Source organism: Streptomyces massasporeus (genome assembly GCF_014648995.1).
GTDB classification, from domain to species: Bacteria; Actinomycetota; Actinomycetes; order Streptomycetales; family Streptomycetaceae; genus Streptomyces; species Streptomyces massasporeus.
The window spans coordinates 77,066-98,299 of sequence record NZ_BMSE01000010.1 but is presented as its reverse complement, the minus strand read 5'-3'; the positions used below and the strand labels follow the sequence as shown (position 1 = coordinate 98,299).

At 72.1% G+C, this 21,234-nt stretch carries 18 protein-coding genes and 1 riboswitch; of the genes, 10 read left to right on the top strand and 8 right to left on the bottom strand.

The window, feature by feature from the left end; translation table 11 throughout:
• Window positions 1–106 precede the first annotated feature (106 nt).
• A complete protein-coding gene (locus IE153_RS22360) occupies window positions 107–1,786 on the top strand; it encodes a DUF5691 domain-containing protein (protein WP_189591611.1) in 1,680 nt (559 codons plus the stop codon).
• Between the two features lie 230 nt (window positions 1,787–2,016).
• Here IE153_RS22360 and icmB read toward each other — a convergent pair whose 3' ends face one another.
• Window positions 2,017–2,433 (bottom strand): coenzyme B12-dependent isobutyryl CoA mutase small subunit, encoded by a 417-nt coding sequence (icmB, locus tag IE153_RS22355; RefSeq protein WP_185014672.1) that lies wholly within the window; start codon window positions 2,431–2,433, stop codon window positions 2,017–2,019.
• Between the two features lie 560 nt (window positions 2,434–2,993).
• Here icmB and IE153_RS22350 point away from each other — a divergent pair.
• A complete protein-coding gene (locus IE153_RS22350) occupies window positions 2,994–3,857 on the top strand; it encodes an esterase/lipase family protein (protein ID WP_189591610.1) in 864 nt (287 codons plus the stop codon).
• Window positions 3,858–4,076: 219 nt separating this feature from the next.
• Window positions 4,077–5,654: a M23 family metallopeptidase gene (locus IE153_RS22345; RefSeq protein ID WP_229829112.1), complete on the top strand. Its 1,578-nt coding sequence runs from the start codon at window positions 4,077–4,079 to the stop codon at window positions 5,652–5,654.
• Window positions 5,655–5,712: 58 nt separating this feature from the next.
• Here IE153_RS22345 and pcrA read toward each other — a convergent pair whose 3' ends face one another.
• The gene (pcrA, locus tag IE153_RS22340; protein WP_189591608.1) at window positions 5,713–8,190 is read right to left on the bottom strand and encodes a DNA helicase PcrA; all 2,478 of its coding nucleotides are present in this window, start codon (window positions 8,188–8,190) and stop codon (window positions 5,713–5,715) included.
• 328 nt (window positions 8,191–8,518) lie between these two features.
• Window positions 8,519–8,677, top strand: a riboswitch (cyclic di-AMP (ydaO/yuaA leader).
• A gap of 8 nt (window positions 8,678–8,685) precedes the next feature.
• On the opposite strand from pcrA, the gene IE153_RS22335 reads away from it, so the two are divergent.
• Entirely contained in the window at window positions 8,686–9,855 is a 1,170-nt protein-coding gene (locus IE153_RS22335; RefSeq protein ID WP_189591607.1) for a C40 family peptidase, read from the top strand.
• Window positions 9,856–9,933: 78 nt separating this feature from the next.
• Window positions 9,934–10,875 (top strand): SLAC1 family transporter, encoded by a 942-nt coding sequence (locus IE153_RS22330; protein ID WP_189591606.1) that lies wholly within the window; start codon window positions 9,934–9,936, stop codon window positions 10,873–10,875.
• Here IE153_RS22330 and IE153_RS22325 read toward each other — a convergent pair.
• Window positions 10,853–11,206, bottom strand: coding sequence for a hypothetical protein (locus tag IE153_RS22325; RefSeq protein WP_189591605.1), 354 nt, complete (start codon window positions 11,204–11,206; stop codon window positions 10,853–10,855). The two genes, IE153_RS22330 and IE153_RS22325, sit on opposite strands and share 23 nt — an antisense overlap.
• 419 nt (window positions 11,207–11,625) lie before the next feature.
• Here IE153_RS22325 and IE153_RS22320 point away from each other — a divergent pair, with 419 nt between their 5' ends.
• Window positions 11,626–12,684, top strand: a complete 1,059-nt coding sequence (locus tag IE153_RS22320; RefSeq protein ID WP_189591604.1) for a C40 family peptidase — start codon at window positions 11,626–11,628, stop codon at window positions 12,682–12,684.
• A gap of 67 nt (window positions 12,685–12,751) precedes the next feature.
• Here IE153_RS22320 and IE153_RS22315 read toward each other — a convergent pair whose 3' ends face one another.
• Both IE153_RS22315 and IE153_RS22310 read right to left on the bottom strand, forming a co-directional pair.
• Entirely contained in the window at window positions 12,752–13,492 is a 741-nt protein-coding gene (locus tag IE153_RS22315) for a LuxR C-terminal-related transcriptional regulator (RefSeq protein ID WP_030841980.1), read from the bottom strand.
• Window positions 13,489–14,781, bottom strand: coding sequence for an ATP-binding protein (locus IE153_RS22310; RefSeq protein ID WP_189591603.1), 1,293 nt, complete (start codon window positions 14,779–14,781; stop codon window positions 13,489–13,491). Before IE153_RS22310 ends, IE153_RS22315 begins: the two co-directional genes overlap by 4 nt.
• A gap of 177 nt (window positions 14,782–14,958) precedes the next feature.
• Between IE153_RS22310 and IE153_RS22305 the strand changes: the two genes are divergently transcribed.
• Entirely contained in the window at window positions 14,959–16,413 is a 1,455-nt protein-coding gene (locus IE153_RS22305; protein ID WP_189591602.1) for a PspC domain-containing protein, read from the top strand.
• Window positions 16,400–16,624, top strand: a complete 225-nt coding sequence (locus tag IE153_RS22300) for a hypothetical protein (protein ID WP_189591601.1) — start codon at window positions 16,400–16,402, stop codon at window positions 16,622–16,624. The genes IE153_RS22305 and IE153_RS22300 overlap by 14 nt, the downstream gene beginning before the upstream one ends.
• A 14-nt stretch (window positions 16,625–16,638) precedes the next feature.
• On the opposite strand, the gene IE153_RS22295 is transcribed toward IE153_RS22300, so the two are convergent.
• Complete coding sequence (locus IE153_RS22295; protein ID WP_189591600.1) at window positions 16,639–17,169, bottom strand: DoxX family membrane protein; 531 nt, start codon at window positions 17,167–17,169, stop codon at window positions 16,639–16,641.
• A 146-nt stretch (window positions 17,170–17,315) separates the two neighbouring features.
• A complete protein-coding gene (locus IE153_RS22290) occupies window positions 17,316–18,686 on the bottom strand; it encodes a hypothetical protein (RefSeq protein WP_438817932.1) in 1,371 nt (456 codons plus the stop codon).
• 190 nt (window positions 18,687–18,876) lie between these two features.
• On the opposite strand from IE153_RS22290, the gene IE153_RS22285 reads away from it, so the two are divergent.
• Complete coding sequence (locus IE153_RS22285; protein ID WP_189591599.1) at window positions 18,877–19,761, top strand: DUF4429 domain-containing protein; 885 nt, start codon at window positions 18,877–18,879, stop codon at window positions 19,759–19,761.
• An 11-nt stretch (window positions 19,762–19,772) separates the two neighbouring features.
• Here the strand turns inward: IE153_RS22285 and IE153_RS22280 are convergent, their stop codons facing one another.
• Complete coding sequence (locus tag IE153_RS22280) at window positions 19,773–20,567, bottom strand: class II aldolase/adducin family protein (protein WP_031108514.1); 795 nt, start codon at window positions 20,565–20,567, stop codon at window positions 19,773–19,775.
• 189 nt (window positions 20,568–20,756) lie between these two features.
• Here IE153_RS22280 and IE153_RS22275 point away from each other — a divergent pair, with 189 nt between their 5' ends.
• On the top strand, window positions 20,757–21,230 hold the full coding sequence (locus tag IE153_RS22275) for a pyridoxamine 5'-phosphate oxidase family protein (RefSeq protein ID WP_189591598.1): 474 nt from the start codon (window positions 20,757–20,759) through the stop codon (window positions 21,228–21,230).
• Window positions 21,231–21,234: the final 4 nt, after the last annotated feature.

The window sequence follows — 21,234 nt, the reverse complement described above, 5'->3', positions numbered from 1 at the left end:
CCGCCCACGGCGCCCCATCCCCCAGATCCAAGAATCTTTCAGGCATCACGGGACAACCGGTAAGGGCGAGCCTTCAACCACCGGGCGCCCCGCGGAAAGGAACCTCATGACCAGGACCTCCGCTCCTGCGGACGCGCCCGGCGCGGACGTCTGGGAGGGGCTCGTCACCACCGCGCTGCTGGGCACCGACCGCCGCACCCCGCCGGGCACCGCGCCGGGCCCGGACGCACCCGCGGCCCTGCTCGACGCGGCGGCCGTGGAGACCGTACGGCGCCGGGCCGGCCGGCGTCCGGCGCGGGCGGCCGAGCGCCCGCAGCCTGCCCCGGAGGACCCGCGTCCGGCCCTGCCCCCGGCGGCCGCCCGCAGACTCGCGATGCTGCTGGCCGACCGTCCCGGCCCGTCCGGCGGCGGCCGGCGGGGCGCCGCGCCCGATCTGACGGAGCTGCTGCCGCAGTGGCTCGCGGTGGCGAACGCCCGTGGGTTCGCACCGCCTCCGCAGGTGCTCCCGGCGCTGCTGGACGCGGCCCGGGGCCGTACCGATCTGCGGCCGGCGGCACTGGAGTTCGCGGGGTCGCGTGCCCTGTGGCTGGCCCGGCTGAACCCGGACTGGCGGTTCGCCCTGCGCGCGACCCCGGGCGGCGGAGCGGCCCTGCCGCACCCCGAGGACGACGAGAGGGTCCAGCAGCTCTGGCAGGAGGGCCTGTTCGCCGAACGTGTCGCCCTGCTGTCCGCCCTGCACTCCCGCGAACCGGCCGCCGCCCGCGACCTGCTCGCGACGACATGGGCGACGGAACGGGCCGAGGACCGGCTGATGTTCCTCGACTCCCTGCGCGCGGGCCTCGGCCCGGACGACGAGCCGTTCCTGGAGCAGGCCCTGGCCGACCGCAGCCGCAACGTCCGGGCGACCGCGGCGGAACTGCTGTCCGCCCTGCCCGGTTCGGCGCTGGCCGCGCGGATGGCGGTCCGGGCGGGGGCGTGTGTGGCCATCGACCACATGCGGACCGCGCAGCCCGGAGGGACCGGCGCCGAGGACGCCGAACCCGCCGGAGCCACGAAGAGCACTCCGACGATCGCCGTCGAGGCCCCGCACGAGTGCGATCCGGGCATGGAACGCGACGGCGTCGTGGCGAAGGCCCCCGCGGGGCGCGGGGAACGGTCCTGGTGGCTCGGTCAGTTGGTGGAGGCGGCCCCGCTCGCGACCTGGCCGCGGCGGCTCGGCGGGCGCACGCCCAGGGAGATCGTGGCGCTGCCGGTGGCGGACGACTGGCAGGGCGAACTGCACGCGGCGTGGTGCCGGGCGGCCGTGCGCCAGCGGGACGCCGAATGGTCACGGGCCCTGCTCGGCGAGCCGTCGGCGCCGGACGCGGGCGGACCGGGAGCGGTGTCCCTGGCCGAACGCGCCAAGCTGCTCGGCACGCTGGACGCCGCCGAACGGGCCGAGTGGGTGGCGGGCTTCATCGCCGCCCACGGATTGTCCGAGGCCTTCCAGCTGCTCGGGGTGTGCGCGGTGCCGTGGGCGGCGCCGCTCGGCCGGGCAGTGGTGGACGCGCTCAACATCGCTCGGGATGCGGGGAGTTATCCATGGAGTTTCAGCGGAGTCATGGGCCTGGCCGAGCGCTGCCTCGATCCGTCCGAGGCCTCCCGGCTCGACGCCCTGCTGGCCGTGCCCGACGAGCCGGAGAACGCGTCCCCGGGAGCCGGCGGCTACTGGGCGGAGGCCTTCCAGCGTCTGGTCACGACCCTGCGTCTGCGCGCGGCGATGACCGAGGAGCTGGGAGGGGCCTGACTCCCGTCCGCGGCTCCGGCGAGGCGCGCCGCAACCCGCTGCCCGACTCTCACCACACGGCATCCGGAACCAAGCGCCGCCCGGCAGCCGCCCGCTCTGGCGCACGCCGACGACCTGTCGTCACACGCCGACGACCTGGGCGGCCTCGGGAAACAGTCGTCGCGCCCCGCCGAACCGGGGGCGCACCGGCCTCGGCCGGACAAGGGGGTCCGGGCCGGACCGCCGGAGTCCTACGCCTGCGCGGGCTGGCGGGCGTTGGTCCGGACCCAGTCCACGATCGACCCCGTCGTCGCGCCCGGGGTGAAGATCTCCGCGACGCCCTTCTCCTTCAGCAGGGGGATGTCCGCCTCGGGGATGATCCCGCCGCCGAAGACAAGGATGTCCTCCGCGTCGCGCTCCTTGAGCAGTTCGATCACCGCGGCGAAGAGCGTGTTGTGCGCTCCGGAGAGGATGGACAGCCCGATCGCGTCGGCGTCCTCCTGGATCGCGGTGTCGACGATCTGCTCGGGAGTCTGGTGGAGGCCGGTGTAGATGACCTCCATACCGGCGTCGCGCAGGGCCCGCGCGATCACCTTGGCCCCGCGATCGTGGCCGTCGAGCCCCGGCTTGGCCACCACCACGCGGATCGGACCGGCTGCCACACCCATCACTGCCTCCATGAAGCGACTACATCCATCCGTACCGACAAGTACCGCACACATCGGGCAAGCCGTACACGCCGCACCGCACGGACACCCCGCCCCGAAACGTCCGGGCAAGTGAACGAACGTTATCTCCAGGATCCCGCAACCGGCAGTTTCGCGGTGGATAGCGAGGGGGAAATCACACGATGGGACAAGCGCAAGGGGAGTCGCACCGAGGTCGCCGTATCGCCGCCGCATCCACCACGCACCGCGGCGGGACGGCTCCTCGGCGAAGGCACGCAGGGCACGCACCGCACGCACAGCACGCACAGCACGCAGGGCACGCACAGCACGCAGGGCACGCAGGGCAGACACGGCGCACCAGCGGGGAACCTCGTCACCCCACCGATCGGGGACCTCCGTCGCACCACCGGCGTCACACACGCCACACGCCGCGCTCTGCCCCCGCTGCTCACGCGGCTCACGCCGCTCTCGCGGTCATCGCCGGCCGTCTTCGCAGCTGCTTTCCACGAGGGCACACGGGGGGCGAAGGCGTCCTCCCGCGTGCCGACAGGAGGTCGGCCATGAAGGTCACCAGGGCGGCTCTGCCCTTTCTTCCGTTCTGCGAGCGCCTGCTGCCGGGCAGGCTGGCGGGACTTTCCCTGGCTCTCCTGAAGGCCACCGCACTGGAGATCGCGATCCTGGCCGGGCATCTCCTCCTCTATCCGTCCGGCATCACCCAGGAGCGGCGCGCCCCCGTCCCGGCGCTGCCCGCGGACGGCGCCGCCCAACTGCCCACGGAGGCCAAGCCTCCGGTCCTGCTGCTGCACGGCTTCATCGACAACCGCTCGGTCTTCGTCCTGCTGCGCCGCAGCCTCGCCCAGCACGGCAGACAGCAGATCGAGTCCCTCAACTACTCGCCGCTGACCTGCGACATACGCGCCGCCGCCGAACTGCTCGGCCGTCGTATCGAGGAGATCTGCGAGCGCACGGGGGCCGGGCAGATCGATGTCGTCGGGCACAGTCTCGGCGGCCTGATAGCGCGTTACTACGTGCAGCGGCTCGGCGGCGACGCACGCGTGCGGACCCTTGTCACGCTCGGCACGCCGCACTCGGGGACCCGAGTGATGCCCGTGGCGAACGCGCACCCCATCGTGCGCCAGATGCGCCCCGGCTCACCGGTGCTCGAGGAGCTCACTCTGCCCGCCCCTGACTGCCGTACGCACTTCGTCGGCTTCTGGAGCGACCTGGACCATGTGATGGACCCGCCGGAGACGGCCTGCATCGACCATCCCGACCTGATGGCGCAGAACGTGCGCGTGACCGGCATCGGTCATCTCGCCCTGCCCGTGCACCCCGCCGTCGCCAACGGCATACGGCAGGTCCTCGACACGGCCCACCCGGGTGAACCGTCGACCGAACACAGCGCCGGTCTCACAGTCGCCTGAGACTCGTCATACAGCGATCACTCGACACCACAGCACCGATCAAGCTCGAACAAACTTCGAACACAGAGCCAAACCCGTGCCCGCCGTCCGCCAAAACACGGCCGAATGCCCGTTTCCTGCGCGCGCGAAACCTGCCGAAGATTGTCGTGCCCGCGTACCGCCGGGTACAGTCGCCGCACTGCTCTGGCAGCCCCTGTTGTCGAGGCGAAAGAGAAGTTGGTGAACGACCGTCACCCGTCGGGGACCATGACCCCGGCTCCGGCTTCCGACGCCGCCTCCGCGCACTACGCGTCGTACGGCACGCAGGAAGCCCAGTACGGCGACTTCACCACGTACGGCGACTACGCCGCCACCGGTTTTGACGCCACCGGTGCCCACGCCACCGGTACCCACGGTGCCGGTTTCGACGCCACCGGGCACGCCACCGCGAGCTTCGCGACCGACCCCCTCTTCGGCGACATGCCGGGCAGCGGCCAGGACACGGGCACCTACGACACCGGCCACTGGCCCACCGGCACGCACGAGAACGTGCACTACGACGCCTACGCGGCCCAGCACCACGCCGCCTACGACACCGGCGTCTACGACACGACGTCCTGGACGGCCGAGCAGCAGCCGATGTCGGCCATCCCCTCCCAGGCCCCGTCCCCCGACGCCACCGGGCAGTGGGAGGCGGGCGCCTGGCTCCAGCCCGACCAGGGCGGCAACCCCGCCGACCACACCCAGCAATGGGAGTGGGGCACGCAGACCTTCGACACGGGCGCCTACGACGCGACGCAGTGGAACTCCGACGGCACCGCCGTATCGGCCCCCGACGCGTACGAACACCCCGTCGAAACCTTCGACCAGCACGAGACCACGCCGTTCGACCAGCTCGAGACCGCGACGTTCGACCAGGTCACGTACGACGAATCCGCCGGGACGGACTACCGTGACCCCGCCGCGGACGGCGGTGAGCCGACCGCCACCGGCGAACTGCCCGTCGTCGCCCCGCTGCTGGACGGCCAGGAGGACGTCACTCCGGCCCCGTCCTCCCGGGCGGCCGCGCGCGCCGGGTCCCGCTCCCGCCGCCGTACGCCCCCCAAGCGCTCGGCGCTGATGACCATCGCGGTGCCCTCGGCCTGTGTGATGGGTGTCGCCGGAATCGCCGCCGCCTCCGTCGGCACGTTCTCCGACGACAGCGCCGCGGAGGCGCAGACGACCGCGGCGGACGTGCAGCCGGTCAAGCCGGCCGCCGCCAACAACAAGCTGGACACGCAGTTGCAGAGCCTGTCCGCCGGCGCCGACGACTTCGCCGACCGGGCCAGCCGTACGCAGGAGCGCATCGACCTCAAGGCCCAGCAGGCGGCCGAGAAGAAGAGGGCGGCGGAGGAGGCGGCCCGCAAGGAGCGGCTGCGCCCCAAGTTCGCCCTGCCGGTCGCGCGGCACGGACTCAGCGCCACCTACGGCCAGTCCGGCATCAACTGGATGTCCCTGCACACCGGCATCGACTTCCCCGTCTCGTACGGCACGACCGTGATGGCCGCGACCGACGGCACCGTCCGCACGCAGTGGAACAGCGCGTACGGCAACATGCTGATCCTGACCGCGAAGGACGGCACGGAGACGTGGTACTGCCACCTCTCCACCTACACGGTCCCCTCGGGTACGACCGTGAAGGCCGGCGATCCGATCGCGCGCTCCGGCAACTCCGGCAACTCCACCGGCCCGCACCTGCACTTCGAGGTGCGCCCGGGCGGCGGCTCGGCGATCGACCCGCTCCCGTGGCTGCGCAGCCACGGCATCGACCCGATGTAACGTCCCGGCAGCCCCCGTCCGTCGAGCGGACAGGGGCTCACCGGCACATCTCAGGGCGCTACAGCTTCTCCACCGGCGCGTACCGCAGCAGCAGCCGCTTCGGCTTGGTGTCGCCGAAGTCGATCGTCGCCTCGGCGTTGCCGCCCGTGCCCTTGACCCCGACGACGGTCCCGAGTCCGAACTGGTCGTGCGTGACCCGGTCTCCGACCGCCAGTGACACCACGGGCTTCTCGGAGGTGCGGCGCGTGGCGAAACCGGAGGCGCCCGACGCCGACGAGCGCGAGCGGGACGACGACAGCGAGGCCGCCACCGCCGAGACCGGCCCGGAGGACGCGGGCGCGGTCGCTCCCGTCCGCTTCCACTCCACGTGGGTCGGCGGGATCTCCTCCAGGAACCGGGAGGGCGGGTTGTACGAGGGCTGGCCCCAGGCGCTGCGCAGCGTGGACCGGGTCAGGTAGAGCCGCTCCCGCGCGCGGGTGATGCCGACGTAGGCCAGGCGCCGCTCCTCCTCCAGCTCCTTGGTCTGACCGAGGGCGCGCATGTGCGGGAAGACGCCGTCCTCCATGCCGGTCAGGAAGACGACGGGGAACTCCAGGCCCTTGGCGGTGTGCAGGGTCATCAGGGTGATGACGCCGTCGCCGTCCTCCTCGTCGGGGATCTGGTCGGAGTCGGCGACCAGCGCGACCTGCTCGAGGAAGTCGGACAGCGAGGCCTGCTCGTCCTCACCGCGCTCCTGCTCGAATTCCATGGCGACGGCCGCGAGTTCCTGGAGGTTCTCGATCCGGGTCTCGTCCTGCGGGTCGGTGGAGGCCTGGAGCTCGGCGAGGTAGCCGGTGCGCTCCAGGACGGCCTCCAGCACCGTGGCCGGTCCGGCGCCGGACTCGACGATGGTGCGGAGGTCCTCCATCAGCGTGTTGAACCGCTTGACGGCGTTGGTGGAGCGCGCGGCCATGCCGTACGCCTCGTCGACGCGCTTGAGCGCCTGCGGGAAGCTGATCTTCTCGCGCTGGGACAGGGCGTCGATCATCGCCTCGGCACGGTCGCCGATGCCCCGCTTGGGGACGTTGAGGATCCGGCGCAGCGGCACCGAGTCCTCGGGGTTGGCAAGCACGCGCAGGTAGGCCAGGACGTCCCGGACCTCCTTGCGCTCGTAGAAGCGGACGCCGCCGACGACCTTGTAGGGCAGGCCGACGCGGATGAAGATCTCTTCGAAGACACGGGACTGGGCGTTGGTGCGGTAGAAGACGGCGACGTCGCCGGCCTTCGCGTCGCCCGCGTCGGTGAGGCGGTCTATCTCCTCGGCGACGAACTGTGCCTCGTCGTGCTCGGTGTCGGCGACGTAGCCGGTGATCTGCGCGCCCGTGCCCGCGTTGGTCCACAGGTTCTTGGGGCGGCGGGACTCGTTGCGCTCGATGACGGCGTTGGCGGCGCTGAGGATCGTCTGCGTGGAGCGGTAGTTCTGCTCGAGCAGGATCGTCGTCGCGTCCGGGTAGTCCTCCTCGAACTGGAGGATGTTGCGGATGGTCGCGCCGCGGAAGGCGTAGATCGACTGGTCGGCGTCACCCACCACGCACAGCTCGGCGGGCGGGACCTCCGCCTCGGGCGGGACGTCGACGGGGTGCTCGAAGGTGCCGACGAGCTCGCGGACGAGGGCGTACTGGGCGTGGTTGGTGTCCTGGTACTCGTCCACCAGCACATGGCGGAAGCGGCGGCGGTAGTGCTCGGCGACGTCCGGGAAGGCGCGCAGCAGGTTGACCGTCGTCATGATCAGGTCGTCGAAGTCGAGGGCGTTCGCCTCGCGCAGCCGCGACTGGTACATGGCGTAGGCCTGGGCGAGGGTCTTCTCGAAGCCGTCGGTGGCCTGGGCGGCGAAGTCCTCCTCGTCGATCAGCTCGTTCTTCAAGTTGCTGATCTTGGCGCTGAAGGACTTCGGCGGGAAGCGCTTGGGGTCGAGGTCCAGGTCGCGGCAGACCAGGGCCATCAGGCGCTTGGAGTCGGCGGCGTCGTAGATCGAGAAGGAGGAGGTGAAGCCGAGCCTCTTGCTCTCCCGGCGCAGGATGCGCACGCACGCGCTGTGGAAGGTCATGACCCACATGGCGTTGGCGCGCGGGCCGACGAGCTGCTCGACGCGTTCCTTCATCTCGCCGGCGGCCTTGTTGGTGAAGGTGATCGCGAGGATCTGGCCCGGGTGCACGTCCCGCTCGGCGAGCAGGTGGGCGATGCGGTGCGTGAGCACCCGGGTCTTGCCGGAACCGGCTCCGGCCACGATGAGCAGCGGGGAGCCGGAGTGGACGACGGCGGCGCGCTGGTTGTCGTTCAGCCCTTCCAGCAGCGCGGCGGAGTCGATCACCGGGCGGGGGGCGCCGTCGCGGTAGTAGGCGTCCCGGTCCGGGGGCGCGTCGAACTTCCCGCCGAACAGATCGTCCGGAATCGGCTCCGGTACGTGATCGTCCTCGGGTGGCGGCGGGGGCTCGTCGGCCGGGCCCCGCTGGGCCTGGAGGTTCGCCAGGAAGTTGTCGTCAAAGAGGCTGCTCATCGCTCTCCGAGTCTAGGGCGCCCCACTGACAGCCCGCCGCCGCCCTGAGAACATCGCCCCGCGCCGGGGCTCCCGCCGACCGACCGGCGGCTCATTGTCGCCCTCCATGACCGCATGATCACGGCCTGCTACACCCCCCGCAATCATGGATGACTCGTGACCAATCCCCCTCGATCGCTCACACTCGGCAACGCTCTTGAGTAAGGTCACGAAAATGTATCGGGCATATCACCCATCAACCTTCACAGGGGCCACACGAGTTGGCTACCGTGCGACCAGGCCGCATGACCCCCACCGGCGAACGTCGCCGGGCCGCGCGGCCTCCGCCGAGTCCGGCACGCCGCAGCGGCAGCCGGAGCCGGGGACCCAACCGTGAACCTGGGGTGAATCGGCCCGACTCCCTGTACGGAGACGGCCGTAGGGCAAACCTTCCGAACCACCCGCCCGAACCCGACAGCTAACTCGGTAGGCGGAACGTGGAAGGAGTCGCCTCCCTTGGCGTCGCACCGCAAGTCGCGTCCTACGGGTACGCGCGTGGCAGGCATACGGACCCCCGCCCTCGCAACGGCGGCCCTCACCTCCGTGGCCCTGCTGTCCCAGTCGGCCAACGCCGCCCCCGCGGCCGACGACAAGCCCAGCCTGGAGGAAGTCGAGAAGAAGGTCGACGACCTGTACCGCCAGGCCGAGTCGGCGACCGACAAGTACAACGCGGCCAAGGAGAAGACCGCGAAGCAGCGCAAGCGCGTCGACGCCCTCCTCGACGACGTCGCCGAGCGCACCCAGAAGCTCAACGAGGCGCGCGAGGAGCTGGGTTCCTTCGCCTCCGCCCAGTACCGCACCGGCGCCGCCGCCCCGGACACCGCGACGTTCCTGCTCGCGGACACCCCGCAGGACTACTTCGACCAGACCCAGCTGATGGACCGGATGACCGGCCGCCAGAAGGTCGCGGTCGACGACTACGTCACGCAGCAGTCCGAGACGATGAAGAAGCGCCAGGAGGCCACCGAGAGCCTCGAGACGCTCACCGGCTCGCAGGACGGCCTGAAGACGGCCAAGGCCACCGTCCAGCGCAAGCTCGCCGACGCGCGCGAGCTGATGTCGAAGCTGACCGCCGAGGAGAAGGCCCGGCTCGCGGCGATCGAGAAGGAGAAGCGGGCGGAGGCCGCCCGCAAGGCCGACGAGCTGGCCCGGCAGCAGGCCGCGCAGCAGAAGGCGCAGGAGGAGGCGGCTCAGCAGCAGGGCAGCGGGTCCTCCTCGTCGGGCTCCGGCTCGTCCTCGTCGACGGCACCGGCCGACTCCTCGTACGCGACCAAGGCCGACAAGGCGCTCGCCTTCGCCCGGGCCCAGATCGGCAAGCCGTACGTGTGGGGCGCGGTCGGACCCGGCTCCTACGACTGCTCCGGCCTCACCCAGGCCGCCTGGAAGGCCGCGGGCGTCACCCTGCCGCGCACGACCTACGACCAGGTGAACGCCGGCACCACGGTCCCGCTCTCCCAGGCCCGGCCCGGCGACCTGGTCTTCTTCTACGACGACGTCACCCACGTCGGGATCTACATCGGCAACGGCATGATGATCCACGCCCCGAAGCCCGGCACGTACGTGCGCGAGGAGTCGATCTACTACGACGGCGAGTCCGCGATCCACAGCGTGGTGCGCCCGGCCTGAGAAGTCCCGCCACGTTTTTGAGGGGCACACGCGCGTGCCCCTCTCGTAACCCGCGCGGCGCTCTCTAGCATCGGCGCTATGTCCGGTCCCTCCCCGTTTGCCACCTGGTGGGCGACGTATGCGCTGGCGACCGGCATCGTGTCGGTCGGTCTCGACTCGGCGGGGTACGCAGTCCTCTCCCGCATCACCCTCGGCCTGGCCTGCGCGGCCTGGCTGGTGGCGGCCGCGGGCCTCGCCCAGCGGAGGCACGGCGCGTGGCGGGCGGAGACGCCGGCCGCGCTCACCACCGTGGCGGCGACCGCCGTCCTCGGCACCGGCTTCTCCGCGGCCGGCCGGCAGCCCCTCGCCGAAGCCCTGCTGGCCCTCGCCGTGCTGCTCTGGGCGGTGCTGCTCACCGCGGAGGCCCAGGGGCGGCGCGGAACGGTGTTCCTGCGCTGTGTGGCCACCGAAGGGCTCGCCGTGCTCGGCGCGACGCTCGCCGCGGCGGACTCGGCGGCCTGGCTCGCCCACGCGGCCCTGGTGCTGTTCTGGCTGGGGCTCGCCCTCTACTGCTTCGCCCTGTTCCGCTTCCAGCCCCGGCAGGTGGAGGAGGGGCGCGGGGACCACTGGCTCGCGGCCGGCGCCCTCGCCGTCTCCTCCATGGCCGGGGCGAAACTCCTCGCCGCCGACAGCTCGCGCCTGTACCTGTGGAACGAGGAGAACACCAGCGCCCTGCGCACGACGACCGTCACGCTGCTCGTGCTCGCGCTGATCGCCTGCGTCGCCCTGCTCCTGGCCGAGCTGTTCTGGCCCCGGCACCACTACGACGTGCGGCGCTGGGCGACCGTGTTCGCCGCGGTGGTGACCGCCACGGCCACCCTGGCGGTCGCCGCCGCGCTCGACGTCGCCTGGCTCGACGCCGCCGGGGAGGTGCTGCTGTGGATCGCGGTGGCCGCCTGGCTCGGGTGCACGGCCTGGGCTCTCGCCGCCGCCCGGGCCGGCTCCCGTCGCTCCCGGGTCAGGTCCAGAGGACGGCGATGAAGATGTTCGCCGTGGTCAGCAGACCCACCAGGCCGAAGAGGCCCTTGTCCACCTTCTCGTCGTCCCGCTTCACGTAGACCAGGCCGAGGATCACGATCAGCAGGGCCAGCTTCACGCCGATCTTCACGTTGTTCACGGACTGGTCGTCCGCCTGGTTGAGGCCGACCAGAATCACCCCGGTGACCAGCATCGTGAGCGCGCCGTGCAGCATCGCGGGGATGAAGCGGGCGGTACCCTCGCCCATCGCCTTCATCTGGGTGAGGAAGCCACCCAGGAGCGAGGCGATGCCGATGATGTGGAGGCCGACGAAGAGGTGGATGAGTACGTCCATGAGGCCGGAGCCTAATCAGGGGCTCCGGGGGCACCCGACACCGGCCCACTGATGCATAAATGCGCCCCATAGCACCCGATCACGGTCACTCGCTCAGAATCCGGCGTATCGGTCATCACGCTGAGTGAAGTAGACGGCGCCTCGGTGGACCCACGGTCGCATACGGTCACCGTCGGTCCTCTCACATCACTTCCGCACACCCGCCACGGGCCCGGTACGGCGACATTTAGCGTCCTCCACCAGGTGCCCGGCTCCCCACCGCCGCCCGGGCCAGGGGCGGCAGTCGGACACCACCGCCGAAAGTCCGGCGGCGATCCGCTCCCCCTGTGCGGGCCGTCGCCGGACGCGCAGGCCGCCCGTCCGCTCCCCCCGGCGGCCGCACGCACCCCCGGCGGTCGAGGAAAGGACGTGGCCTCCAGGTGGCAGCGCACCGCAAGCCCCGACAGCGCTCGACGGGTGGCAGCAAGGCCCGTACGGCCGCCACGATCGCCCTCGCGGGCGCGGCGACGGCGACGGGCTTCGACGGCACCGGACACGCCGAACCACAGCTCAGTCCCGCCCAGATCAAGGCCAAGGTGGACGAGCTGTACCAGGAGGCGGAGGTCGCCACCGAGAAGTACAACGGCGCGAAGGAGAAGGCCGAGGCGGCCGGGCAGCGGCTGAAGGACCTCCAGGACCAGGCGGCGCGCAAGGAGGAGCGGCTCAACTCCGCCCGCGACGCCCTCGGTTCGGTCGCCGCCGCGCAGTACCGCGCCGGGGGCCTCGACCCCGCGGTGCAGCTCGCCCTGTCCGACGACCCCGACCGGTATCTCGAGAACGCCGAGTTCGTGGAGCGGACCGGCAACCGGCAGAACGCCGCCGTCGCGGACGTACGCAGGCAGCTGCGGGAGATCGAGCAGCTGCGCGGGGCCGCCCACATCGAGCTGACCTCGCTGAAGTCTCGGCAGACGGAGCTGAAGCAGCACAAGAAGACGATCACCGGCAAGCTGGGCTCGGCGCGGCAGCTGCTGTCCCGACTCGGCGTGCAGGAACGTTCCCGGCTGGGCTCATCGCCCGACCGCGCCTCGCGCTCGACGGGCGCGCGGGACACCCTCGCGGCCCCCGGCTCCGCCTCGGCCCAGGCGCCCAACTCCCGCGCCGCCGCGGCCGTCTCCTACGCCTACCAGAAGCTCGGCAGCCCCTACGTCTGGGGCGCCACCGGCCCGAACGCCTTCGACTGCTCGGGCCTCGTCCAGGCCGCGTACCGCGCCGCGGGCGTCTCTCTGCCCCGCACGACGTACTCCCAGATCGCCGCCGGCCGCCGCGTCTCCCGCGACGAACTCCTCCCCGGAGACCTGGTCTTCTTCTACGCCGGCATCAGCCATGTCGGCATCTACGTGGGCAACGGGCGGATGATCCACGCGCCGAACCCCTCCGCGCCGGTACGCGTCGCCCCGCTGGACGAGATGCCGTTCGCGGGGGCGACGCGGGTGGTGTGAGCGAGGGGGGCGGGCCGGTCCGGGTGGTGTGAGCGGGCGGGCCGGGCGTGGACCCACCCGCCCCGCGTCACACCAGCCGGCGAGCCGTCGCCCAGCGCGTCAGCTCGTGCCGGTTGGAGAGCTGGAGCTTGCGCAGCACCGCCGAGACGTGCGACTCGACCGTCTTCACCGAGATGTACAGCTGCTTGGCGATCTCCTTGTACGCGTAGCCCCGCGCGATGAGCCGCAGCACCTCGCGCTCGCGCTGGGTCAGGCGGTCCAGGTCCTCGTCGACCGGCGGCGCGTCCGTGGAGGCGAAGGCGTCCAGGACGAAGCCGGCGAGGCGCGGGGAGAAGACCGCGTCGCCCTCCTGGACGCGGAAGACGGAGTTCACGAGGTCCGTGCCGGTGATCGTCTTGGTGACGTACCCGCGGGCCCCGCCGCGGATCACGCCGATCACGTCCTCCGCCGCGTCCGACACGGACAGCGCGAGGAAGCGGACCGGCTGCTCGGCGTCGCCCATCAACGGGGCGCAGCGGCGCAGCACTTCCACGCCGCCCCCGCCCGGCAGGTGCACGTCGAGGAGGACCACCTCGGGCCGGGTCGCGGTGATGACCGTGACGGCCTGGTCGACGTCCGCGGCCTCGCCGACGACCTCGACTCCGGTCTGCTCGGTCTGTCCGATCTCGGCCTGGACCCCCGTGCGGAACATGCGGTGGTCGTCCACGAGGACCACGCGCACGTGACGCCCGGGGCCGCCGCCCGACTCCGCGGGTCCGGCCGCCTCCGCCGATCCCGCCGTACCGTTCGCCTCGGTCGGGTCGCTCATGACGTCTTCTCCGCCCTCTCCATCTCCAGCTCGACCTCCGTGCCGCCGTCCGGCACCGCGCGCAGCCGCGCCGTGCCGCCGTTGCGCTCCATGCGGCCGATGATCGATTCTCTGACACCCATCCGGTCGGCGGGTATCGAGCCGAGGTCGAAGCCGGGGCCGCGGTCCCGGACGGACACGAAGACCGTCTTCCCCTCGACCTCGGCGAAGACCTGTACGGCGCCGCCCTCGCCACCGTACTTGGCGGCGTTCACCATTGCTTCCCGCGCGGCCTGCATCTGCGCGGAGATCCTCTCGTCGAGCGGGCAGTCGCCCACGACCACGACCTCGATGGGCACGCCGTGCTTGTCCTCCACCTCGGCCGCGTTGCGCCGGACGGCGTCGGCGAGGGTGGTGGGCTCGTCGGCCTCGTCCTTGCCGGTGCCCTCGGGCTTGTAGAGCCAGGTGCGCAGGTCGCGCTCCTGGGCGCGGGCCAGGCGGCGGACCTCGTTCGCGTTCTCCGCGTTGCGCTGTATCAGGGTGAGGGTGTGCAGCACCGAGTCGTGCACATGGGCGGCGACCTCAGCGCGCTCCTGGGCACGGATGCGCATCAGGCGCTCCTCGGAGAGGTCCTGCGTCATGCGCACCAGATACGGCCCCGCGAGCAGCGTTATCCCGACCAGGACCGCGAGGGCCGCCTGGAGGACCGATCCGAGGTGGGCCGCGGACCCTTGCAGGACGAAGATGCCGGAGACGCCGGCCGTCACCAGCAGCACGCCGCCCACCGAGCGCAGCAGCGTGACCGTGCGCCGGCGGCGGCCGACCTCGGCCCAGCGGGCCCGGCGGGCGTTGTCCGCCTGCCGCCAGACCAGGGCGACACCCGCGCCGACGAACACCATCGGCCAGAGGTACGCCCTGGCTCCGCCGCTGAGGTTCACATTGCCCACGAAGACCATGGCCACCACGACCATGAGGAGCAGGGCCACGATCTGGCCCTTGTCGGGTCTGCGCGCGACGAGCCTGCGCCGGCCGTCGGACGAGGTCTCCGCGGTCAGGGGCGACGGCGGCTTCTGCGCCTCGACACCGCCGACGCCGAGCGGGACGAAGAACCAGAACGCGGCGTACAGCAGCGCGCCGAGGCCGTCGGCCATGAACAGGCCGACGAAGACCAGCCGCACCCAGATCACGGGCAGCCCGAGATGCCCGGCGAGGCCCCGCGCCACGCCCCCGAGCCAGCGTCCGTCACTGCTGCGGTAGAGCTTGCGCGGCGGCCGCGGTTCGGCGAGTGGCGCTGCTGCGGCTTCCGACATGCCATTGATGGTCACACGTGCGGAAGGCCGGAGCATCAGGGTCGACCCCTAGAGCTCCCCTGATCTCCGCGGACCGCCCCTCGAACGCTTCCCGAGCGGTCTCTCAGGGCCGATATCAGGGTCCGGCCAGGGTCGTTCCGACTCCCGCCCGGGCGCCGCGCCCGTCACCATGGACCCATGACCGATCACGAGCACGCCGCGACGGGTCCGGGACCCGGCTCCGGCCCACGCCCCGCTCCGGGCGCCGGGCCGCAGGATGCCGCGCCCGCCGCGGGCTCCGCACCCGGGCGGGCGGGCGCGGGAGAACAGGGAGGAGCACCCGGTACGGCCGCCCCCGCCGAGGACGCCGCCCCGGCCGGGCCGCCCCACGCCTTCCGCCGCGACCGCCGCCACAAGACCCTGGCCGGCGTCTGTGCCGGGCTCGGGCGGCAGTGCGACATGGACCCGGTGATCTTCCGCATCACCCTCGCCGTGCTCTCCGCCACCGGCGGCATCGGCCTCATCTTCTACGGCTTCGCCTGGCTCTTCGTCCCGTCCGACGACGAGGAGGAGAACGAGGTCCGCAAGCTGCTCACCGGCCGGGTCGACGGCCAGGCCCTGGCGGCCGTGCTGTTCGCGCTGGTCGGCTGCGGGGTGTTCCTGACCATGCTGAACAACGGCGGGGTGCTGACCTTCGCCGTCGTCCTCTCCCTGCTCCTCGCGGGCGCCGGCTACTGGTCGCGTCAGCGCGGCGCCCCCAGCCCCGACCCCCTGGCCGCGCAGGCCGCGGCCGACGCCCCGCCGGAGCCCCAGGCGCCGCCGGTGCTCCTGACCACGCCCTCCTGGTGGCGCGACCCGATCGTCAAGGACGGCACCCACATCGGCGGCACGGGCTATCTGTGGGGCCCTCGCGACACCCACGACCTCGATGTCGCCGCGGCCGTCAACATCAGCCTCGGCACCCGGCCCGGCGCACGCGAGGACATATCGGCCCGGCGCCCCCAGCCGCCCCGGCCGCGCGGCCCGCGGTGGATCGGCGGCTGGGTCTTCCTGCTGGCCCTGCTCGCGGGAGCCCTGGGCACGAGCCGCACCTGGGACGGGCATCCGCTCGGCACCAGCCTGCAGACGGGCCTGGCCTGCGCGCTCGCCGTCCTGGGCCTGGGCATAGCCGTCAGCGCCTTCCTGGGCCGGACCGGCGCGGGCTCGATCTTCCTGGCGATCCTCACGGCCGGCCTGCTCGCGGGTGCGGCGGCCCTGCCCAAGGACATCGACACCCACTGGGCGCGCACCACCTGGCAGCCCGCCACGGTGGCGGACGTACGGCCGCGCTACGACCTGGGAACCGGTGTCGGCACGCTGGATCTGAGCAGGCTGGACGTGTCCGGGAAGCAGACGGTGACGACACAGGCGGAGGTCGGCATGGGCAAGCTCAGAGTGCTCGTGCCCCAGGACGTGACGGTGCGGCTGGACGTCGAGGTGGGCATCGGCGACCTCCAACTGCCGGGCGACGACCCGAAGGACGTGGACGTGCAGCCTGGACGGCACAAGGAGATCACCCTCTCCCCCGCCAAGGGCGTCGAGAAGTCCGGCACCATCGACCTGGACCTCCAGGTCGGCATGGGACAGGCGGAGGTGACCCGTGCTTCGTCATGAAGTCCAGCCCGGAAAGCTGCTCGCGGGCAGCGTCCTCATCGTGACGGGCGTCCTCTACGCCGGTGATGCGGGCGGCGCGTGGAACACCCCGTGGTTCATGGCGATCCCCCTCGTCACGGGCGGGCTGTGCCTCGCGGGCGCGGTGGCGTTCCTGACGGGCCGCGCACGCCGGCGCCGCCAGGGAGGCCGTACGGGCCCGGACCCGGCCTGACGGTGGGCGGACCGCTACCGGTACCCGCCGCTCCTCTGCCGTCGCCGCGACCGTAGCGCGGCGTCGAGGGACAGCAGGGGCGCGCCCGCGAGGACGAGCGGGATCCAGGCCATGAGGTAGGCGAGGTCGTTGCCGTAGTAGTACGGGTCGGAGGCCCAGCTCACGGTCAGCCACAGGCTGAGGGAGATCAGCGCTCCGCCGAGGGCGGCCAGCCGGGCGAGCAGGCCGAGCAGGGTCCCGATGCCGACGGCCAGTTCCCCGAAGGCGATGGCGTAGCCGAAGCCGACCGGGCTCTTGAGGGAGAGGTCGACCAGGGCGGGGATGGCGGAGGAGTCGCGTACGGCACGCATCATGTCGCCGATCGAGCCGGCCCCGGAGTCCTTCATGAAGGCGCTGTCGGTGAGCTTGTCCAGGCCGGCGTAGATGAAGGTGACGCCGAGGAAGATGCGCAGCGGCAGCAGGGCGTAGCGGGTGGCGTTGTCCCGCCAGCCTCCTCCCTCTCCGAAGTGGGGGGAGTGCGTGTCCGTTCGCATACTGTGAGTCATCGCTGCTAGCCGCCTCTCGCCGGTGCCGAGACCCCCTCAACAGACGATACGTACGACGAACGGAGCGCGCTCAATCCCGCGCGAGCTGCTTTTGTGGTCCCGCCGGAGGTGCGGAGGGGTCAGGGGCGTTGCGGAGGTGCCGTCACTCACTCCGTCACGTCGACCGCGTAGCGGTTCGTCTCCACTCCCGCCGCCGTGACCACCTGCACCTCCACCCTCCCCGGCTCCACATCCGCCGGTACCGGCACCGTCAGCAGGGCGTCCGTGGGGTTGTGGAACCCGCCGGGGACCGGGACCAACGGCACGTGGACGTGCACCGTGCCCACGCGCACGACCATCCGGGCCAGCCGGTCGGCGCCCTGTGCTCCCGGCGGCACGAATCCGGCACCCCGGATCTCGATGTCGTCCCCGGTGCGGATCGGCCCGTCCAGGTCGCCCGCCTCCCGGGCCCGGACCACGGAGAGGATGACCGGCCGGCCGCCCTCCGCGTACTTGCCGGCCAGATACGTCGCCGCCGACACCAGTACCACCACCGCCAGCCCCCACGGCAGGTCCGGCAGCTGCTCCGGCCGCCTGGCCAGCCGTACCGCCGCGAAGACCAGGGCGACGCCGCTGATCACGACGTACTGGATGTCGGCGAAGGTGCCCCGCCCCGCGTCGTCGGTCAGCAGGTCGGCGGCCCGGGGCCGGTCGGCGCGCACCTTCTGCAGCCGTTGCCCCAGCACCCGCAGTCCGACCACCCGCCGCACGAGCACGGCGATCCCGCACAGCACGGCGAGCACGGTCACGACCCCGGCGCCCCGGGCGAGATCCAGCCCGGAGAGCAGCGCGTCCCGCTCCCGTTGCCGGGAGGCGGCGGCCAGCCGTCCCGCGAGGACGAGCACGGAGTAGGCCACGAAGAGCACCCACGCCGCGGCGACCGTACGGGACGTGGACAGCCGGTTGTCCTCACCGATCACCGGCGCCAGCACCCCGCCCTTCGCCCGGTGGAACCAGGACGCGGCGGTCAGCGACAGGGCCATCACCAGCGCCGCGGCCAGCCCGGCCGAGCGCGCCGCCGTCCAGTCCGCGCCGACCGCCGTGAGGGCCTGCCCGAGCAGCAACAGCACCACGGCGGCCCAGACCACGGCCGCGGTGCGGCGCCACAGGCCCGACAGCCAGGCCTGCCCCTCGGCCCGCCCGCGCTCGGCGACGTGCTCGGCGGACTGCGCCAGTTCCTCGGAGACCCACTGGCGGGAGGCCGACGCGGAGTGGGCCACCGCGGCCGGCAGCCCCTGCCCGGCCGCGAACTCGTCCCGTCGGCGCAGGAACGCGGCGACGGCCCGCCGGTGCCCCTCACGCGCACCGTGCGGGCAGTCCCCGCAGGCGCACCCGCCTGCGTGGTCGCCACCGGAATCGCCCGGGTGCCCGCCGGTGTGACCACCAGCGTAGCGCCCCGAGTACCCCTCGGCATAGGCACCCGCACGGGCGCCCGCATACCCGCCCGGGTCCGCGCCGCCCTGTCCCGCCTCCCGCACCGCCACGCCCGACGCCCGCCTTCCCGCGACCCAACCACCGCCGGCCTTCCGGACCCCGGAAACACCGCTGTACAACTCCCGTGCGACGACAGCGAATTGTGCCCTACACCACCCGGTTCCCGTCCGCCCCCTCTGGTCAACACGGGTGAAGTTCGGCGTGCCGTGTTGACCCGGCTGGGAGAATTCCTCTATGGCCGAGATCATCCAGCGGGACGGGACCTGGGCCTTCGACGGCGACACGGTCCGGATCACGCCCGGTCTGCACCGCTCCGTGCCGCTGTTCCGGCAGACGTACGGAGAGATCGCCGTGCCGCTCGCGGCGGTCTCCGGCATCGTGCTGGAACCCGAACGCAGGGGTGGGCGGCTGCGATTGCGGCTGCGTGAGGGCGCCGACCCCCTGCTCCAGGCGACCTGCGGGCGGCTGCCCGAGGATGCCGATCCCTACCGGCTGACGGTGGACGCCGACCGGACGGGGGTCGCCGAGTACGTCGCCGAGGAGATCCGCCGCGCGCTGCTGCTCGACCGGGTCCCGAAGGAGCCCGCAACGGCCTTTCTTCTGCCCGGCCCGCCGGTTCCGGTCTCGGTGCGCACCTCGGACGGAACGGTCTCCTTCGACGGCACCCGGGTGCGGATCGACTGGGCCGACACCTCCGAGCGGGTCAAACGCGCCACCGGCCCGCGGATCATCAGCATGGGCGACCTCGTGCAGGTCGAGTGGTTGCCGCACACCGGTCACGAGGACGGTTCCCTGCGCTTCGTGACCCGTGAGACGGAGTTCTCGAAACTGCCGCCGGAGAAGGACCCGTACGCCCTGGACCTGTGGGGCAGCGCCCGCCGGGACCTGCTCACCGCGCTCGTCGCCGCGGCGGTCACCGCCCGGCTGCCGCACCCGTCCACGCGCGCCGCCTCCGGGAACGGCGAGCTCCCCTCCCGCGCTCCCGTACCTCCCCCGGCCTCGGGTCACCACGACGTGCTCCTGCGCCGGCTGCGCGAGCTGGGCCGGCTCCACCGCGACGGCATCCTCACGGACGAGGAGTTCGCGCGGACGAAGGCAGTGGTGCTGCGCGGCTTCTGAGGGGGCTCCGGCTAGCTCAGCAGACCGGGCTCACTCCGGCTGACGTCCTCCCACATCGGCTGGTAGTTGATCCACGCCACGAGGTCGCCGCCGAGCTGTTCCCGTGTCGCCACGGCCATCCGGTGATCGATCCGGACCGGCCGCCCGGCCGCCTGCGCCGTCAGCTGCACCTGGCAGGAGCGCTCCATCGACACGAACCACCAGGCCGCCGCGTCCACCGAGTCGCCGACGGTCAGCAGCCCGTGGTTGCGCAGCACGAGCGCCTTGCGGGAGCCGAGGACGGCCGCGATGCGCCGCCCCTCCTCCGCGTCGACGGAGACGCCCGTGTACGTGTCGTAGAGGGCGTGGTCCTCGTAGAAGGCGCAGCTCTCCTGGGTGATCGGCTCCAGCAGTTCGCCGAGGGCCGCGAGCGCCCGGCCGTGCACCGAGTGGCAGTGGGCGACGGCGACCACGTCGGGCCGGGCGGCGTGGACCTGGGCGTGCACGGTGAAGGCCGCCTGGTTGACGTGGTAGCCGCCCTCGACGACCTGGCCGTCCTGGTTGGCGAGCACGAGGTCGCTCACGGTGACGTGCCGGAAGGGCATCCCGAACGGGTTGACCCAGAAGCAGTCGGTGAATTCCGGGTCGCGGGCGGTGATGTGCCCGGAGACGCCGTCCTCGAAGCCGAGCCGGCCGAAGATCCGCAGGGCGCCCGCGAGCCGTTCCTTGCGGTGCCGGCGCTCGTCCTCGACCGACTCGTGCATCGGCGGCATGGCGAACCGCAGCCGGTCGGTGGGCAGCGGCAGGGGCGGGGTGGGCCCGCTCATAGGTCCTCCAGCACTGGTTCTGCGTACGGGCGGAAATTACCGTCCGTGAGACCGGGAAGAACAGAAGCGAATCGTGAAGATGACACGAGCGCCCCTGTGAGCACCCTGTGCCCACTCGTGTGCCCCCTGGCTCCCCCACCCCACGAATAGCCGACAGAAGATGTCGGGTTTCGGCGCGACACTCGTGTCATGACAGCGAACTGGGCGGCTTTCGTCACCGCCGAACCGGATCTGGCCGGCACCGTCGAGAAGCGTTTCGGCGCCTACACCCACCACATCCTCGCCACCCTCCGCAAGGACGGTTCGCCCCGCACCAGCGGCCTGGAGGTGCGGTTCCTGAACGGCGAACTGTGGCTCGGCATGATGCCGGACTCGCTCAAGGCCCTCGACCTGCGCCGCGACCCGCGCTTCGCGCTCCAGGCGAACCCCGGGGAGGGTACGGGCATGGGCGGCGGCGACGTCCGGATCAGCGGCCGGGCGGTCGAGGTCGACGACGTGGAGACCAAGGCCGGATACGTCGAAGAGGTGGAACCGCCGGAGCCGTTCCACCTCTTCCGCACCGAGCTGACGGAGGTCGTACGGACCTACGTCGAGGACGACACGTATCTCGTCGTCCAGGTCTGGACGCCCGGCGATCCCCTGCGCACGATCAAGCGCACTTAAGCAG

Coding starts and splice junctions, on each gene's coding strand:
- IE153_RS22275 (WP_189591598.1), top strand. CDS start 20,757: ATGACAGCGAACTGGGCGGCTTTCGTCACCGCCGAACCGGATCTGGCC.
- pcrA (WP_189591608.1), bottom strand. CDS start 8,190: ATGAGCAGCCTCTTTGACGACAACTTCCTGGCGAACCTCCAGGCCCAG.
- IE153_RS22330 (WP_189591606.1), top strand. CDS start 9,934: ATGTCCGGTCCCTCCCCGTTTGCCACCTGGTGGGCGACGTATGCGCTG.
- icmB (WP_185014672.1), bottom strand. CDS start 2,433: ATGGGTGTGGCAGCCGGTCCGATCCGCGTGGTGGTGGCCAAGCCGGGG.
- IE153_RS22360 (WP_189591611.1), top strand. CDS start 107: ATGACCAGGACCTCCGCTCCTGCGGACGCGCCCGGCGCGGACGTCTGG.
- IE153_RS22295 (WP_189591600.1), bottom strand. CDS start 17,169: ATGACTCACAGTATGCGAACGGACACGCACTCCCCCCACTTCGGAGAG.
- IE153_RS22305 (WP_189591602.1), top strand. CDS start 14,959: ATGACCGATCACGAGCACGCCGCGACGGGTCCGGGACCCGGCTCCGGC.
- IE153_RS22310 (WP_189591603.1), bottom strand. CDS start 14,781: ATGTCGGAAGCCGCAGCAGCGCCACTCGCCGAACCGCGGCCGCCGCGC.
- IE153_RS22350 (WP_189591610.1), top strand. CDS start 2,994: ATGAAGGTCACCAGGGCGGCTCTGCCCTTTCTTCCGTTCTGCGAGCGC.
- IE153_RS22280 (WP_031108514.1), bottom strand. CDS start 20,567: ATGAGCGGGCCCACCCCGCCCCTGCCGCTGCCCACCGACCGGCTGCGG.
- IE153_RS22325 (WP_189591605.1), bottom strand. CDS start 11,206: ATGGACGTACTCATCCACCTCTTCGTCGGCCTCCACATCATCGGCATC.
- IE153_RS22315 (WP_030841980.1), bottom strand. CDS start 13,492: ATGAGCGACCCGACCGAGGCGAACGGTACGGCGGGATCGGCGGAGGCG.
- IE153_RS22285 (WP_189591599.1), top strand. CDS start 18,877: ATGGCCGAGATCATCCAGCGGGACGGGACCTGGGCCTTCGACGGCGAC.